At 66.9% G+C, this 15,922-nt stretch carries 12 protein-coding genes and 1 pseudogene; 8 read left to right on the top strand and 5 right to left on the bottom strand.

The genetic code is table 11. The annotated features are described in order from the left end of the window. Positions 1-16: 16 nt before the first annotated feature. Entirely contained in the window at positions 17-940 is a 924-nt protein-coding gene (locus IEW19_RS10910; protein WP_188571650.1) for a LysR family transcriptional regulator ArgP, read from the top strand. Here IEW19_RS10910 and IEW19_RS10905 read toward each other — a convergent pair. After that, positions 900-1,742 carry an NERD domain-containing protein gene (locus IEW19_RS10905; protein WP_188571649.1) on the bottom strand — a complete coding sequence of 281 codons (843 nt, stop codon included), beginning with the start codon at positions 1,740-1,742 and terminating at the stop codon, positions 900-902. The genes IEW19_RS10910 and IEW19_RS10905 overlap by 41 nt on opposite strands. 240 nt (positions 1,743-1,982) lie before the next feature. Between IEW19_RS10905 and pgm the strand changes: the two genes are divergently transcribed. Then, the gene (gene pgm / locus IEW19_RS10900; protein ID WP_188571648.1) at positions 1,983-3,647 is read left to right on the top strand and encodes a phosphoglucomutase (alpha-D-glucose-1,6-bisphosphate-dependent); all 1,665 of its coding nucleotides are present in this window, start codon (positions 1,983-1,985) and stop codon (positions 3,645-3,647) included. Here pgm and IEW19_RS10895 read toward each other — a convergent pair. Both IEW19_RS10895 and IEW19_RS10890 read right to left on the bottom strand, forming a co-directional pair. After that, complete coding sequence (locus tag IEW19_RS10895; protein WP_188571647.1) at positions 3,644-4,165, bottom strand: 2'-5' RNA ligase family protein; 522 nt, start codon at positions 4,163-4,165, stop codon at positions 3,644-3,646. The genes pgm and IEW19_RS10895 overlap by 4 nt on opposite strands. Positions 4,166-4,336: 171 nt before the next feature. Next, positions 4,337-4,942, bottom strand: coding sequence for a malonic semialdehyde reductase (locus IEW19_RS10890; RefSeq protein WP_188571646.1), 606 nt, complete (start codon positions 4,940-4,942; stop codon positions 4,337-4,339). 200 nt (positions 4,943-5,142) lie between these two features. Between IEW19_RS10890 and IEW19_RS10885 the strand changes: the two are divergent. Continuing rightward, a pseudogene (locus IEW19_RS10885) lies at positions 5,143-6,496 on the top strand (uracil-xanthine permease family protein). Positions 6,497-6,501: 5 nt separating this feature from the next. Here the strand turns inward: IEW19_RS10885 and IEW19_RS10880 are convergent. Together IEW19_RS10880 and IEW19_RS10875 are read right to left on the bottom strand one after the other, a co-directional pair. Next, positions 6,502-7,434, bottom strand: a complete 933-nt coding sequence (locus tag IEW19_RS10880; protein ID WP_188571645.1) for an SGNH/GDSL hydrolase family protein — start codon at positions 7,432-7,434, stop codon at positions 6,502-6,504. A gap of 32 nt (positions 7,435-7,466) precedes the next feature. Continuing rightward, complete coding sequence (locus tag IEW19_RS10875; protein WP_188571644.1) at positions 7,467-8,315, bottom strand: GAF domain-containing protein; 849 nt, start codon at positions 8,313-8,315, stop codon at positions 7,467-7,469. Positions 8,316-8,498: 183 nt separating this feature from the next. Between IEW19_RS10875 and IEW19_RS10870 the strand changes: the two genes are divergently transcribed. The 5 genes from IEW19_RS10870 to treS all read left to right on the top strand — a co-directional run bounded on the left by IEW19_RS10870 (position 8,499) and on the right by treS (position 15,918). Continuing rightward, positions 8,499-9,386, top strand: a complete 888-nt coding sequence (locus IEW19_RS10870; protein ID WP_188571643.1) for a LysR family transcriptional regulator — start codon at positions 8,499-8,501, stop codon at positions 9,384-9,386. A gap of 214 nt (positions 9,387-9,600) precedes the next feature. Next, positions 9,601-10,698 (top strand): tartrate dehydrogenase, encoded by a 1,098-nt coding sequence (locus tag IEW19_RS10865; RefSeq protein WP_188571642.1) that lies wholly within the window; start codon positions 9,601-9,603, stop codon positions 10,696-10,698. A 171-nt stretch (positions 10,699-10,869) separates the two neighbouring features. Continuing rightward, on the top strand, positions 10,870-12,324 hold the full coding sequence (gene dctA, locus IEW19_RS10860; protein ID WP_229748430.1) for a C4-dicarboxylate transporter DctA: 1,455 nt from the start codon (positions 10,870-10,872) through the stop codon (positions 12,322-12,324). Between the two features lies 1 nt (position 12,325). Continuing rightward, positions 12,326-13,483 (top strand): glycerate kinase, encoded by a 1,158-nt coding sequence (locus IEW19_RS10855; RefSeq protein ID WP_188571641.1) that lies wholly within the window; start codon positions 12,326-12,328, stop codon positions 13,481-13,483. Positions 13,484-13,638: 155 nt separating this feature from the next. Next, a complete protein-coding gene (gene treS, locus IEW19_RS10850) occupies positions 13,639-15,918 on the top strand; it encodes a maltose alpha-D-glucosyltransferase (protein WP_188571640.1) in 2,280 nt (759 codons plus the stop codon). Positions 15,919-15,922 lie beyond the last annotated feature (4 nt).

The following is a 15,922-nucleotide window of genomic DNA, read 5'->3' as shown; positions in this document are numbered from 1 at the left end:
TCCTTAGAATATCTTCATGAACCTTGAGCACCTTAAAGCCCTCATGGCCGTGGTCGATGAGGGAACGTTCGAGGCGGCGGCAGACCAGCTCCGGGTCACGCCGTCGGCAGTGAGCCAGCGCATCAAGGCGCTGGAAGCGTCCGTGGGCCAGGTCCTGGTGCGCCGCCGGCTGCCCTGCTCGGCCACCGACGCCGGTGCGCTGCTGCTGCGGATGGCCCGCCAGGTGCAGGTGCTGGAGGCGGAGACGTCGGTTGCATTGGGATCAGGGCCGGCTGTGCGGGCGCACCTGCCGGTGGCCATCAACGCGGATTCGCTGGCCACATGGTTTGTCCCCGTCCTGCACCAGGCCGCCGGGTGGGAGGACTCGGCCCTCGATCTCCACGTGGAGGACCAGGGTTACAGCTGCCAACTCCTCCGCGACGGCGAAGTCATGGGCGCCGTAACCTCAGACCCGGTGCCCGTGAGCGGATGCCGGGTGGAACTGCTGGGCTCCATGCGGTACATCCCGGTGGCTGCCCCGGGACTGCACCGGCGCTTTTCGGCTTACGGCAGTGTTGACTGGGCAGCAATGCCGGTGCTGAAGTTCAACCTGAAAGACAACCTGCAGCAGCAGCTGCTCACCGCCAAGAGCGTGCCGCAGCCTCCCCGCACGCACACTGTCCCTTCTTCCCAGGGCTTCCTCGCAGCAGTGAAGGCCGGCCTGGGCTGGGGAATGATTCCGGAACTCCAGCTCACCGGTGAGCTGGCAAACGGCGCCCTGGTCAGGCTGGAAGATGCCCACCAGGACGTGGCGCTCTACTGGCAGTCCTGGGCCCTCGATTCCGAACGGCTCAACAGGGCCACCGAAGCGGTCCGCAGCGCTGCGAAACACAGCCTCCGTCCTGGGGACGGCCAGGAGCCTAATGGCCCAAGTAGGGCAGGATATAGACGGCAAAAATGACGAAGACCGCCAGCAGTGCCAGCGCCGCTCCGCTGGTACCGCCGCGCTGCCGAGCCTTGGCGTTCCGGCCGCGGCGGGCCGATCCTCCCGGCGCCCCTGTCCGCGCTCCTGGCGCCACTCCCGCCCGCTGTCCTGGCTGCCGGCCCGCGGGCGGCAATGCTCCTGCCGGGCGCACCACAGTTCCCGGACTCACGTTGCGCAGGGCCGTGATGCCTGGTTCCTGCTCGTGGGTAAGCTGCTGGCCCAGTTGCTCGTAGAGGCCCACGACTGCTTGCTGGTCGAGCACTGCCGGCAGCGCCTCGATGGCGCCCACCACCCGTTGGGAACCTGCAACGGCAACATCTGAATCGGTCACCCCGAAAATGTCCGGCTGCCCAGCCATGCAGATGAGCGGACGAACCAGCCGGCGGTGCGGCGGAGACAGCACCGAGGCCACGGCGGCGCACTGGGCCAGGGCACCTTCCACGGCCTGGGTCCGCGCATAACGGCCCTGCCACAGCACACCGGAGGCCACCCGGACTTCGCCGGTCCAGTTCTTCGAATCAACCACCACCACTCCGCCCGGGCCCACCAGGACGTGGTCAAGGTTCGCTTTGGGGCGGCCCGGCCAGTGGACATCGTGGAGCACATACCAGCCGCGCGGGACCAACTCGCTGAGCTTGTCGGCCACCACCTCCGCCCCCGCCGCGCCGGCGTCCAGGGCCTTGGTGGAGTGTTCGGCCTGGTCCAGCCGGCGCTTCAGCCTGGCCACGCGTTCGGCTGCCAGCCTGGACTGCTCCGCTGCCCCGTCTCCTGCCCCCATTGGACGTCTCCGTTTCCTTGCCGGACGGGACGACGGCGGCGGCCCGCCGTCGTGCCCTGCTCCAGGGTGTTTTCCAGGAATTTTCTTGAAAATAGCAGGGCGTCGAAGGGCCGGTATATAGGTACTTTCCGTGCCGTGTACTCAGGCGGACTACTTGGCCGGCGGCGTCACGCCAGGTCATTCCGTCCGGATTCTGGGCGGGTCGTTTTGACTCGAGCCAGGTTCTGGCATGCTGTAGCCATGGCTAGCCGCGCGGGTACAGTTGCCCAACCCCAGGACCTTGTTGACATCACTGCGCTCCTCGATGCGTATTACGACATCGCGCCGGACCTCAGTGATCCCGGCCAGCGCGTGGTGTTCGGGACATCCGGGCACCGCGGCTCCAGCCTCAAGGCGTCCTTCAATGAGCAGCACATCGTGGCCATCACCCAGGCCATCGTGGAGTACCGGGCGGCGCAGGGCGTCACCGGGCCGTTGTTCCTTGCCAAGGACACCCACGCGCTGAGCGAGCCAGCGCAGAACTCCGCCCTTGAGGTGCTCGCCGCCAACGGCGTCCAGGTCCTCGTTGACGCCCGGCATGGCTACACCCCCACCCCGGCCCTGAGCCACGCGATCCTTACGTACAACCGGACGGCAGCACCGGGCGCCCCGCAGGCTGACGGCATCGTGGTCACGCCCAGCCACAACCCGCCGGGCGATGGCGGCTTCAAGTACAACCCCCCGCACGGCGGTCCTGCCGATTCCGACGCCACCGGCTGGATCGCCAACCGCGCAAACGAGTTGCTGGAGAACGGCCTGCGCGGCGTGAAGCGGATCCCGCTGGCGGACGCCCAGGCCGCCGATACCACCGGCAAGTTCGATTTCCTCAGCAGCTACGTGGACGATCTTCCGTCCGTCCTGAACCTGGATGCCATCCGCAACGCGGGCGTCCGGATCGGCGCCGACCCCATGGGCGGCGCGTCCGTGGACTATTGGGGCGAGATCGCCGAGCGCCACCACCTGGACCTCACCGTGGTGAACCCGACCGTGGATCCGCAGTGGGCCTTCATGACCCTGGACTGGGACGAGAAGATCCGGATGGACTGCTCCTCGCCGTCGGCCATGGCGTCACTGATCCAGCGCATGTCCGATGCCGCTGCCTCCGGGCAGCCGGCCTTTGACGTGGCCACCGGCAACGACGCCGACGCCGACCGGCACGGCATCGTCACCCCCGATGGCGGCCTGATGAACCCCAACCACTATCTGGCCGTCGCCATCGACTACCTCTACCGCAACCGCAGCGGCTGGAACCCGGCCTCCGTGGTGGGCAAGACCCTGGTGTCCTCTTCCATCATCGACCGTGTTGCCGAGAGCCTGGGCCGCAAGCTGGTTGAGGTGCCCGTGGGCTTCAAGTGGTTCGTGCCCGGCCTGCTCTCCGGCGAGGGTGCGTTCGGCGGTGAGGAATCAGCCGGCGCGTCCTTCAACAAGCTTGACGGCAGCGTGTGGACCACGGACAAGGACGGCATCCTGCTGGCTCTGCTGGCCTCCGAGATCACCGCCGTCACCGGCAAGTCACCGTCCCAGCTGTACAAGGGGCTGACCGACCAGTTCGGCGCGCCGGTGTACGCCAGGATCGACGCCGCTGCGACGCGTGAGCAGAAGGCGAAGCTGGGCAAGCTCTCCGCTGCGGACGTCACCGCCACCGAACTGGCTGGCGAAGCGATCACCGCCAAGCTCACCGAGGCACCCGGCAACGGCGCGTCCATCGGAGGGCTGAAGGTAGTCACCGAGAACGCCTGGTTCGCCGCGCGTCCGTCCGGCACGGAGGACGTCTACAAGATCTACGCCGAGTCCTTCAAGGGCGAGGACCACCTGAAGCAGGTGCAGGCCGAGGCGAAGGCCCTGGTGGACAGCGTCATCGCCTAGCCTGCCTCGGGTTCGAGGCTCCACAGCCGGAGGATGCGCCTGATGGTGTGGTCGCCGTCGGGAGCCATGTCCACCAGGGCGACGCGGTCAAGCACGACGGCGTCGCCCGGGTGGAGGCGCTTCCCACCCGGGCCTGCAGCGCCTTGGTGCGAGATGTGCGGCCGGTAACCGGACAGGGTGTGGCGAGGCGTGGGGATCCTGCCGCCCAGGCCTTCGACAATGGCGACCAGCTGCCCATGCAGGTTTTGCAGGGCAGGAGTCGGTTCCATCAGGCTGACCGGGACCGATCCGTTCCGGCCAAAGGCCGCGTCCTCCCCCACCGCAAGCCCTGCGCCCAGCGCTGCCGCGGCGTGCGCGTCCGCCAGCCCGGCAAGGCGCTCGGCGACGTCGGCACTGTCAGTACAGGCGGCGTCGAACCTCACCAGGGTGATGTGCAGCGGCCAGTCCGTGCGCGGGAAAACCTGGCCGTCAGTAACCGGCTCGACGAACGCCACGAAAATCAGGTTCCGCAGGGACATAGCCACAGTCTCCCACTCGGCCCCAGACGCCCGCTCCCTTTTGGCAATGAAAGTTCAAACGCCCGCTCATCTCTGACCGTCAATCAACAAACGCCCGCTCACCACAGTGAGCGGGCGTTTGTTGGAAGGCCGTCAAAAGTGAGCGGGCGTCCGGTGTTTTGAGGGGTGGTACTAGACGGTGCGGACGGCCTCGTCGTAGGAGAACTTGGGCTTTGCCTCGCCCCAGGCTTCCTCGCCGGGCTGGCCGATGTTGACCACCAGGAAGCTCTTCTGGCCACCGGCCGGGAAGAAGGCCGCGTCGATTGCGGCGAAGTCCGCGCCCGTCATGGGGCCAGCGGAGAATCCAAGCGAGCGGACGGCCAGGATGAAGTAACCGGCCTGCAGGTGGGCGTTGTTGTTGCCCGTGGCGGCGGCGAGGTCGGGGTCGGCGTCGTACATGGCCTTGGGGGCGTTGTAGCCGGGGAGGAAGTTGTCCCACTTGCCGGCCCAGTCGGTGTCGTAGCTGAGGATGGCCACGAGCGGTGCGGAAGCTGTCTTGGCCTGGTTGCCCCGGGAGAGGGCGTCCACCAAGGTGGCGCGGGCTTCGTCCGAGCGGACGTACGTGACGCGCAGCGGCTGGGAGTTGAAGGCAGTGGGGCCGAACTTGGTGAGCTCGTAGATGGCACGTGCCTGCTCGTCGGTCACCTCGCCGGTAAAGGAGTTGGCGGTGCGGGCCTGGGCGAAGATGGCGTCCACGGCTGCCGAATCGATAACCGCTTCTTCGTGGGCAATAGTCATTGGCTTACCTTTCGCTGCGCCGCCCGCTTGCCGGGGTGGCCTCTGATGCTGTCTATAGTTGCAACTTCAAGTTCTTTCCTCCTCTTCCCGTAAGGGCGGGTGACCTTGGCCACAGGGGGCCGGCGCGAAAACTTGGCGGTATTCTGGAGCGAGTTGATCTTCGCCCCCTCGCGGCACCCCCCTGAAAGGCATTCCTTCCCATGAGCATGCTCGGAATCAAATGGAAGCTGCACGGCACCGGCAAAACCATCAAGCCCGGCCAGGTGGTGGCCCCTGATGAGCGTTTGGCGTGGCCCCTGACCATCAGCGTGGGCATGCAGCACGTGGTGGCCATGTTCGGCGCCACCTTCCTGGTTCCCATCATCACCGGGATGCCGCCGGCCACCACGCTGTTCTTCTCGGGCATCGGCACCCTGCTGTTCCTGGTGGTCACCAAGGGCCGGATCCCCAGCTACCTGGGCTCAAGCTTCGCGTTTATCGCCCCCATCATGGCCTCCCAGCAGCAGTTCGGCATCCCCGGAGCGCTCGGCGGCGTGGTGCTCGCCGGCACGGTCCTGGCGCTGGTGGGCGCGGTGGTGCAGAAGTTCGGCGCCGACTGGATCAACCGGCTCATGCCGCCCATCGTCACCGGCGCCATCGTGGCACTGATCGGCTTGAACCTTGCCCCCGCGGCCAAGCAGAACTTCGACGCCGCGCCGGTCACCGCCGTCGTCACCCTTTCAACCATCATCCTGGTCAGCGTCCTGTTCCGCGGGATCCTGGGGCGGCTCAGCATCCTGGTGGGCGTGGTAATCGGCTACCTCGTGGCCACGCTCCGCGGTGAAGTGAAGTACGACAAGATGGACGCCGCGGCCTGGGTGGGCCTGCCGCACTTCCAGGCCCCCGAGTTCCACATCGGCGTCCTGGGCCTGTTCGTGCCGGTGGTCTTGGTGCTGGTAGCCGAGAACATCGGCCACGTGAAATCCGTTGCAGCCATGACGGGACAGAACCTCGACGGCGTCTCCGGACGTGCGCTGATGGCCGACGGCGCCGCCACCATGCTGGCCGGTTTCGGCGGCGGGTCAGGCACCACCACCTACGCGGAAAAACATCGGCGTCATGGCTGCAACCAAGGTGTATTCGACGGCGGCCTACTGGGTGGCAGGCATGTTCGCCGTCCTGCTCAGCTTCTCGCCGAAGTTCGGCGAACTGATTGCCACGGTCCCTGCGGGCGTGCTGGGCGGCGCGGCCACCATGCTGTACGGAATGATCGGCATCCTGGGCGTGAAGATCTGGGTGCAGAACAAAGTGAACTTCTCCAACCCCGTCAACCTGACCACCGCAGCCGTGGCGCTGATCATCGGCATCGCCGACTACACCTGGACCGTCGGCGACCTCAAGTTCAACGGCATCGCCCTCGGGTCCGCCGCGGCCCTGGTGGTCTACCACGGCATGAAGGCCATCGCGAAGGCACGCGGAACGGTGGCCGAACCTGAAACCGAGCTGGGCGTACTGCCGCCCGCAGCCAAGGCAGCCATGAGGGCCGCCACGAGGCGTTCGCCCAAAAAGCGCTAGGCCGGTCAGGCAACCCAGCCCGTCGCCGCCCCTGGTACGGCAGCGCGCTGCACGCCTGAAGCCACGCCTGCCCCCGGCGCCTGGCCGGCCGGATGGCCAGCCGGGAACGGACCCGGCCGGCCGAGGCCGAACACGGGGCCGGGCTGCGGCCGTTTCGCCGCCAGTGCGTCGTCGCCCGGGTGGGGACGCAGCCGCTTCAGCACCCACGGCACGAAGTACTGCCGTGCCCACACCAGGTCCTCGGCCCGGGCCTGTGTCCACCCGTGGGCCGGAAGCGGCCGTGGCAGCAGCGGCTTGAGTTCGTGCGGCACACCCAGCGCGTTGAGCGTGGCCACGGCCACGGAGTGGTGGCCCAGCGGTGACAGGTGCAGCCGGTCAGGATCCCACATCAGGGCGTGCTGAAGCTCCGGCAGGCACCACAGGTCAACCATGATGGCGTGATGCCGTGCCCCGATTCTGTGCAGGTGCTCGTTGTAAATGGCCACGCGTCCACGGATCTTGCCAAAAACAGGTGTGTTACCCCAGTCCGGACCTGCATACAGCAAGACGGTGGCGCCCGTGGCTGTCAGGATACCGACGGCCTCGTCGATCTTTTCCGCCAGCTTGTCCGGGTCGCCGTGGCGGAAGACGATGTCGTTGCCGCCACCGGACATGGCGATCAGATCGGGTTTCAGCGCCAGGGCCGGTGACAGCTGCCCGTCAAGGATTTGCCGCAGCAGCATTCCGCGGATGGCCAGATTGGCATAGGCGAAGTCCGGCTGGCGCGCGGCCAGCTCCTCGGCCACCCGGTCTGCCCAGCCCCGGAGGCCGCCCAGGCTGTTCGGTTCGGGGTCGCCAATTCCTTCGGTGTAGGAGTCCCCAAGGGCAACGAACCGATGCCAGGGGTGCCTGTCCGGTCCTTGCGCTACTGAGTGCAGTTCCTGCTTCTCGATGGTCATGCCGTCCTCCCTTCTGCAGCGGGCGGGGGTTCCTACCCCGCCGCAGCGTCCCTGCGGGGCGACGTTCCGGTTGGAAAGTCCCGCCCTGCCGCCGAGGGCCGCGGGAGCTCCGCGACGCCGTCGTACGTTTCCTGGCGCGGCCCGGAAGGATGCCCGGGCCCGTGGTCCATGCCACCGGGGACCACGACATTCAGTGCCGCATCCCGGAGGTCCAGTTCGTGGTGCAGCGCCTGGGTCTGCAGGAACCGCAGCGCACCCTCCCGGGTTAATCCGTATTCGTTCATGAGGCTGCGTACAGCAAGGTCCACAAGGACCAGGGAGCTTTGGACGACGGCGAGACCGGCCGTTGTTTCCGCGCGCTCAGCCACGCGGACAACAACGCGCAGGGCCCGCGCCACCTGGCGCGCATAGCTTTGGCTGCGCACCAGGTCGTCGCTGGTGAAGGCATGCGGGGACGGCGCGTAAAGGTTGATGGCAGCGCTGGTGCCGCCCTCGGTGAGGATGGGGACGGAGAGCAGGGACTGCACCCCGTGAACGGCGGCGGCGCTGGAATACCCGGGCCACCGGCGGTCCCGGCTCAGGTCCGACAGCAGGACGAATTCCCCGGTGCGCACGGCTTCCACGACCGGTCCGTCGGCAAACGAGCATTGCTCCCGGTCCGCTTCGCGCGCCTGCTCCGTGCTGGCGGCGAGGGTGCGTGCCTTGCCCAGGCGAAAGAGGGTGGCCGCCCAGCTGATGCTGCGGCGTTCACCTTTGATACCCGCCATGAAGTCGCGGGTGACTTCCCAGAGGTAGTCTTCGACGTCCTTGCTGTCGAAAACCGGCTCCGGGGTAACTGGAAGCGGTCCCCAGCCAACCTGCCCCGTGGGATCAGCGGCCATGCTCCAGCCCTGCCATCAGTGCTCGGGCCCACTGCAAAACCTCTGCTCTAAGAATACGACCCCCTACCCCCTTGGTGGGGAATAACGACGAAACAAAGGGGGAAGGGGATTCGCCGAATGGGGCACGCGTGGATAGGCTTCAGGCGCACCGCAGCAGCGGCCAGCCGGAGTAGGAGCCGCCTTTTGGACACCCGGAAATTGAAGTATTTCCTCGCGGTGGTTGACCACGGCGGATTCAACCGCGCGGCCGAACAGCTGCTGATAGCCCAGCCTTCCCTGTCCCAGACCATCGCCGGCCTGGAAAAGGAGCTGGGCGTGCCCCTGTTCCACAGGATCGGGCGCAGGGCTGTACTCAGCGACGCCGGCCGGGAGCTGGTGGGGCCGGCACGGCTGGTGATGCGGGACCTGGACGCGGCACAGTCCGCCGTGCAGGCCCTCCGTGGCATCCGCAGCGGACAGCTGGACATCATCACCATGCCCTCACCGGGAATTGAACCCCTGACCTCCATGATTGCGGCCTTCACCCAGGCCTACCCCTCCGTCCGGCTGAACGTAGGTGCTGCATTCACGCCGGAAGAAGTCATCGAATCCGTGCGCAGCGGCAGCACGGAAATTGGATTGGCCGGTTCCCCCACCGCCATCCGCGTGCCCGGCGTCGAAGTCCTGCAGCTGGAACGCCAGCCCCTGATCCTCATCGTCAACCCCCGGGCCGATACTTTTGGCGCCGGCGACGCCATCGTGCGGGAGGACCTCGGCGGCCACCGCGTCATCGCCAGCCAGCGGGGCTCCCTCATGCGCTGGCTCGTGGACGACGCCCTGGCCCGGGGCATCGAAGCCGAGATTGTAGTGGAGATGGCGCACCGTACGTCCATCCTCCCGTTGGTGCTGGCCGGCGTGGGGCACGCGGTGATGCCGTCCTCGTGGGCGCCCACCGCGCACAAAGCCGGCCTGCGCACGCTCCTGACCGAACCGGTCTCCCACCTCGAAGTTGCCATCCTGAGCCGCAAGGACGATCTCACGCCCGCCGCCCGTGCCTTCCTGGCGGTCGCGGGGGAGCACGTGTCGGAATAGTCCCCATCGATTGCTGAGTAACTGCCGTTTTGGGCGTGGAAAACGGCGGTTACTCAGCAATCGATGCAAGGGGTGATAGGCCCTGCCTATCTGGCGGATCGAATCTTGGTCTTGGACGCTATGGGACCACGGCCGGTCTACTTGAAGAGGAAGGAATCAGTGTGACGCCTATAACAGGGACGCACTGAAAACCACTCAACGAGGAGACCGGCATATGAGCGCCACCCAGACATTCAGTATCGCTTCGATCCCCGCCGACGGCGTTGGCAAGGAAGTTGTTTCCGCAGGCCGCCGAGTCCTGGACGCCCTGGCCGCACACTCCGACGGCAAGTTCGCCTTCGACTGGACCGAGTTCCCCTGGGGCTGCGGCTACTACGAAAAGACCGGCCAGATGATGGATCCCAGGGGCCTGGAAGCCCTCAAGGACTTCGATGCCATCTACTTCGGCGCCGTGGGCTGGGAAAACGTCCCGGACCACGTCAGCCTTTGGGGCCTGCGCCTGAACATCACCCAGAACTTCGACCAGTGGGCAAACATCCGCCCGGTGAAGTTCCTCCCAGGCGTGCAGTCGCCGCTGCGCAAGGCCGACAACACTGAACTGGACTGGGTGGTGGTCCGCGAAAACAGCGAGGGCGAATACGCCGGCCTGGGCGGACGCAACCTCAGCGGCCGCGGCCCCGGCAACGAGGTGGCCCTGCAGACCGCATTGTTCACCGAGAAGGGCTGCGAGCGCATCATGCGCTTCGCCTTCGACCTGGCCCGGACCCGCACCGTGAAGAAGGTTTCCTCGGTCACCAAGTCCAACGCCCAGCAGTACGGCATGGTCCTGTGGGACGAAGTCTTCAACCGCGTGGCCCTGGACTACCCGGACGTGCAGACCGAAAGCGTCCTGGTGGACGCCATGAGCGCCAAGTTCATTCTCAAGCCCGAGGAACTCTCCGTGGTGGTGGCCTCCAACCTGAACTCCGACATCCTATCCGACCTCGGCTCCGCGCTTGCCGGCAGCCTGGGCCTGGCTGCCAGCGCCAACCTGAACCCTGAGCGCCGCTTCCCGTCCATGTTCGAACCGGTCCACGGCTCCGCCCCTGACATTGCCGGCCAGGGCATCAGCAACCCGATCGGCGCCATCGCCAGCGCCGCCCTGATGCTGGACCACTTCGGCCTGCACGAGGAAGCACGCCGGGTCGAGGCCGCCATCGAGGCGGCCACCGGCTCGGGGCACCTGACCCGCGATGTGGGCGGGGACGGCACCACCGAGGACGTCACCGAGGCCATCATCAAGGCGCTGGTCCTGGCACCCGCCGCCGTCTGAAACGCGCCTTCGCAGGAACCTCCACACCGGAACGTACGACGGTGGGCGGCCAGCCGCCGTCGTACGTTCTGACAAGTCCCTCCCCTGGCGCCCGCAAGCCCGCGTCGGGTCTCCCGGGACGCCGCTTTGTCACAGCTTTTCGCAAGACATTCCAACAATGAGGTAGGAATCATGGACCACAACAGCACCGCCGCGGCTACGACAGCGGCCCCCAGAACCCGGTGGTACCGGCAACTGTACTTCTGGGTACTGACAGCGATCGTCATCGGCATCCTGGTGGGCTGGCTCGCCCCCGCCACCGGCATCGCCATGGAACCGATGGGCACCACCTTCGTGAACGCGATGAAGATGCTCATCGGTCCGATCGTCTTCCTCACGATCGTGGGCGGCATCGCCAGCGTGGCCGACCTGAAGAAGGTGGGCATGACCGGGCTGAAGGCGCTGACGTACTTCCAGGTGGGCACCATCTGCGCCCTGGCATTCGGGCTTGTGGCAATCAACGTCTTCCGCCTCGGTGAAGGCGTGAACGCGGACCCCGGCAGCATCAAGACCTCCGACTCGGCCGCGAAGCTGATCGACGCGGGCCAGCACCAGGAATGGTGGCAGTTCATCACGAACATCATCCCCACCAGCATCGTCCAGCCGTTCGTGGCCGGTGACATCCTGCAGATCATCTTCATCGCGGTGGTCTTCGGCATCGCCCTGAACGCCATGGGCAAGGTGGGCGCCCCCGTCCTGGACGGCGTGCAGCGCCTCACCGGGGTCATGTTCAAGATCCTCAGCTTCATCATGAAGGCCGCCCCGCTGGGCGCCTTCGGCGCGATGGCCTACGCCGTGGGCAAGTACGGTGTCTCATCCCTGACCAGCATGGGCGGCCTGATCGCGCTCTTCTACGCCACGTCCATCCTGTTCGTCGTGGTGGTCCTCGGCTCGGTCATGGCGTTCCTCAAACTGAACATCTTCAGCATGATCCGGCACCTCAAGGAGGAGTACATGCTCATCCTGGGCACCTCCACCGCCGAGCCCGCCCTCCCCGGCCTGATGCGCAAGCTGGAGCACGCCGGCGTCAAGAAGGAGACCGTGGGCCTGGTGGTCCCCACCGGCTACAGCTTCAACCTGGACGGCGCCGCCATCTACCTGTCCCTGGCCGCCCTCTACATCGCCCAGGCCACCAACACGCAGCTAAGCATCGGCCAGCAGCTGGGCCTGCTCGCCGTCATGCTGCTCACCTCAAAGGGCGCGGCAGGCGTGGCAGGCGGCGGCTTCATTGCATTGACCGCCACCCTGGCCACTATCGGCACCATCCCGGCGGCCGGCATCATGCTCATCTTCGGCATCGACAAGTTCATGTCCGAATGCCGCGCCCTGGTCAACTTCACCGGCAACGCCGTGGCCACCCTGTTCATCGCCTGGTGGGACCGCAACCTCGACGCCGACCGCGTACGCCGCGTCTTCGCGGGCCAGGCAGTGGAACCCCTGCCCGTGGACGTTGTGGAGCCCGGTGACGGTCCCGGCGATTCCGACGACGACGACCTCCACAAGGTGCCTGTCCTCCAAGACGCTCCGGCCGGCGTCCGGCATTCTCCTGCTGCCGACCGCCGCCCGGCCTACTCCGAGACCGTCTGACATGTGCACCTCCACGACGCCCGTGCGCGCCCTCATCGCGCCGGACAAATTCAAGGGCAGCCTCACCGCCGGCGAGGTGGCACAGGCCCTGGCGGCCGGACTCCGCTCCGCCGCTGCCGCCGGGGCCGGGGCCGGCCGCAGCATCCAGTGCGAGCTGCTCCCCCTGGCCGACGGCGGAGACGGCAGCGTCGACGCCGCGGTCTCGGCAGGCTTCACCCGCCACACCTGCGCCGTCACCGGACCAACGGGACGGCAGGTGCAGTCGTCCATTGCCTTCGACGGGGTGACCGCCGTCGTGGAAGTTGCCAACACCTGCGGGATCACGCTCCTGCCGGACGGCGACCTTGATCCGCTCAACTCGTCCAGCCGCGGTTTCGGCGAAGCCATTTGCTTTGCACTCACCCTGGCCCCGGCACGGATCGTGCTGGCGCTGGGCGGCAGTGCCAGCACCGACGGGGGCATGGGGATGCTGTCCGCCCTGGGCTATGACTTCATCGACGCCCAAGGCCGCCGCATGGAGGGGGCAGGGCAGGCCCTCGGCCGGATCCACTCGGTTCAGGGCTGCCCCCTTCCCGGCCTCACGGCCACGGAACTGATCATGGCCAGCGATGTCTCCAATCCGCTGACCGGTCCCACCGGGGCTCCGGCCGTTTTCGGGCCGCAAAAAGGCGCGGGTCCGGAGGATGTGGCCAGCCTCGATGCGGGGTTGGGGCACTTCGTGGCTAGGATGGCGGAGGCCGGACTTGCTGAGGCCCACGGGCTGGCACGGCATGAAGGAGCCGGCAGTGCCGGTGGAATCGGCTACGCGTGCCTGCTCCTGGGCGCACGGCAGGTCTCGGGGGCGGACTTCTTCCTGGACCTGCTGGGCTTCGATGCACGCAGGGACACCTGCGACGTGGTCATCACGGGCGAAGGCAGCATCGATGTGCAGACCCTCGCCGGCAAACTGCCGGCCGCCGTCGCCCGCCGCTCCGGCACGCGGCCCATCATCGCGGTCGCAGGACGGTCCCTGCTTCCGCGCGAACGCTGGGCTGACATAGCCCTGACACAGGTCTATGCCCTGGCTGACTACACCAGCCGGGATTCGGCCAAGGACCCCCAGCTGTCCACCGCCCTCCTCCGGCAGATCGGCCGGGACATCGCACAAAGCATCCAATAGCCCGGGCACGTTTGTCCCCTCCGGCGGCTCCGGGGCGCAGTAGCATCGGGAGAGGGATCGCCGAATACTCCCTGCCCGCCTGGGTACCTGTCCTTGGGCAGGGGGTCTTGGAGCATCCATGCCAGCACGGAAACGAGCAATGGAAAGAGGAGCTAATGCGGGAGCCGGGCACCAGCGAGCACACTTCGGAAGCGGACGCAGCCGCCGCGGGCAATGGGGAAGTGGAAGCAGGAGCTGCGGAGCCGACAACGGAACTGGATGTCAATTTTGACGAGCAGTTTTTCGCGGCCCGGCCGAAGGCTTTGCGGCCGATCGCTCGCCGCCGCCAGTTCGTGGGCAGCAGGCCGTCCTTTGAATTCGATGGGCGGAACGCGGCGTATGTGGAGTGGCTGCGCAACCAGGCCATGCTCGGGGACGCGAACACGCTGGCCCGGCAGCTGTCAGGGCAGGCCAGCATGTGGCAAAACTCCTACGCGCACCCGAACCCGCGCGCCGCCGTCGAACGCGCCTCCGTGTGGTTCACCGCCTACCCGCTGTCCTTCATCACCCGCACCGGCCAGTCGTTCCTTTCCGCCCTGGGTGACCCGGAAATGTGGAAGGCATTCCGCGAAATCGGAATCCGCGGGATCCACACCGGGCCCGTGAAACTGGCCGGCGGCATCAGCGGCTGGTCACACACGCCCAGCGTTGACGGGCACTTCGACCGCATCAGCATGGCAATCGACCCCGTCTTCGGCACCGAGGAAGAGTTCCGCAGCATGTGCGAGGTGGCCGCTGAGCACGAAGGTACGGTGATTGACGACATCGTCCCCGGCCACACCGGCAAGGGTGCCGATTTCCGCCTGGCCGAAATGAACTTCCGGGACTACCCGGGCATCTACCACATGGTGGACATCCCGGAGGAGGACTGGAACCTCCTCCCGGACGTCCCCGAAGGTGCCGACTCGGTCAACCTCAGCCCGGACTCGGAGCAGGCGTTGCAGAAGGCCGGCTACATCATCGGCCGGCTGCAGCGGGTCATCTTCTACGAACCCGGGGTGAAGGAGACCAACTGGAGCGCCACCCGTGCCATCGTGGACACCACCGGCAAGACGCGCCGGTGGGTCTACCTGCACTACTTCAAGGCCGGCCAGCCCTCCATCAACTGGCTGGACCCCACCTTCGCCGGAATGCGCCTGGTGGTGGGCGATGCCCTGCACTCGCTGGTGGACCTGGGCACCGGCGCGCTGCGCCTGGATGCCAACGGCTTCCTGGGCGTGGAAAAGAGCGCCGAGGAGCAGCCCGGCTGGTCCGAAGGGCACCCGCTGTCCGAGGCCGCCAACCAGCTCATCGGGTCCATGATCCGCAAGGTGGGCGGGTTCTCCTTCCAGGAGCTGAACCTGACCATTGATGACATCAAGGCGACCTCGGAGTCCGGCCCGGACCTTTCCTACGACTTCATCACCAGGCCGGCATACCACTACGCCCTGGTCACGGCCGATACCGAGTTCCTGCGGCTGACGCTCCGCCTGTCCATGGAAATCGGGGTGGACCAGGCCTCGCTGGTGCACGCTTTGCAGAACCACGACGAACTCACCTACGAGCTCCTGCACTTCGCCACCGGGCACCGGGACGAGATGTTCGAGCTCAACGGCGAGGAACTCACCGGCGCCCAGCTGGCCGAGAACGTGCAGCAGACCCTGCGGGACCGGCTGACGGGGGAAAACGGGCCCTACAACGCCGTCTTCACCACCAACGGCATTGCCTGCACCACGGTCAGCTTCATCATGGCCGCCCTGGGCATCAAGGACCCTGCAGCCGTAACCCCGGAGCAGGAGGCGCAAATCCGCGACGTCCACCTGCTGCTGGCCATGTACAACGCGCTGCAGCCCGGTGTCTTTGCACTTTCCGGCTGGGACCTCACCGGCATCCTCGCCCTGGACCGCAGCAGTGTCGGGGAACTCACCTCGCAGGGCGATACGCGCTGGATCAACCGCGGTGCCCACGACCTCATGGGAACCAGCCCGGACGCCACCACCTCCTCCGCCGGGATGCCCAGGGCCCGCAGCCTGTACGGCGCGCTGCCGGACCAGCTGAAGGACCAGAACTCGTTCGCCCGGCGCCTCCAGCGGATCCTTGCCGTGCGCGAGGAAAACGGGATCGCCACGGGCACCCTGCTGGACGTGCCCGAGGTCTCCAACCGTGGCGCCCTGGTGCTGGTAAACCGGCTCAATGACGGAACCCTGCAGGTCACGGCGCTCAACTTCTCCGGGCAGGACATCGCCGGCAGCATCCAGTCCAACGAACTGCCCTCCGGCGCCAACGTGCAGGACCTGTTCAGCGGCGAGACCGTGGGGCAGGTGGACGATCTCCACAGCTTCTTCCTCGAACTGCCTGCCTACGGCGGAACCGCGCTGCTGCTGACCGAGGCACCGGTACCGGAGGCGGAAGCCTAAAACC

Source organism: Arthrobacter liuii, from assembly GCF_014639275.1.
GTDB lineage: Bacteria > Actinomycetota > Actinomycetes > Actinomycetales > Micrococcaceae > Arthrobacter > Arthrobacter liuii.
The sequence above is the reverse complement of the archived record's forward strand: the minus strand, read 5'-3'. Positions and strand labels throughout refer to the sequence as shown.

What these genes read in the sequence shown, in the direction of transcription:
- pgm (WP_188571648.1), top strand. Translation starts at nt 1,983, where the DNA reads ATGGCTAGCCGCGCGGGTACAGTTGCCCAACCCCAGGACCTTGTTGAC.
- IEW19_RS10865 (WP_188571642.1), top strand. Translation starts at nt 9,601, where the DNA reads ATGAGCGCCACCCAGACATTCAGTATCGCTTCGATCCCCGCCGACGGC.
- IEW19_RS10855 (WP_188571641.1), top strand. Translation starts at nt 12,326, where the DNA reads ATGTGCACCTCCACGACGCCCGTGCGCGCCCTCATCGCGCCGGACAAA.
- IEW19_RS10895 (WP_188571647.1), bottom strand. Translation starts at nt 4,165, where the DNA reads ATGTCCCTGCGGAACCTGATTTTCGTGGCGTTCGTCGAGCCGGTTACT.
- IEW19_RS10875 (WP_188571644.1), bottom strand. Translation starts at nt 8,315, where the DNA reads ATGGCCGCTGATCCCACGGGGCAGGTTGGCTGGGGACCGCTTCCAGTT.
- IEW19_RS10890 (WP_188571646.1), bottom strand. Translation starts at nt 4,942, where the DNA reads ATGACTATTGCCCACGAAGAAGCGGTTATCGATTCGGCAGCCGTGGAC.
- treS (WP_188571640.1), top strand. Translation starts at nt 13,639, where the DNA reads ATGCGGGAGCCGGGCACCAGCGAGCACACTTCGGAAGCGGACGCAGCC.
- dctA (WP_229748430.1), top strand. Translation starts at nt 10,870, where the DNA reads ATGGACCACAACAGCACCGCCGCGGCTACGACAGCGGCCCCCAGAACC.
- IEW19_RS10910 (WP_188571650.1), top strand. Translation starts at nt 17, where the DNA reads ATGAACCTTGAGCACCTTAAAGCCCTCATGGCCGTGGTCGATGAGGGA.
- IEW19_RS10880 (WP_188571645.1), bottom strand. Translation starts at nt 7,434, where the DNA reads ATGACCATCGAGAAGCAGGAACTGCACTCAGTAGCGCAAGGACCGGAC.
- IEW19_RS10905 (WP_188571649.1), bottom strand. Translation starts at nt 1,742, where the DNA reads ATGGGGGCAGGAGACGGGGCAGCGGAGCAGTCCAGGCTGGCAGCCGAA.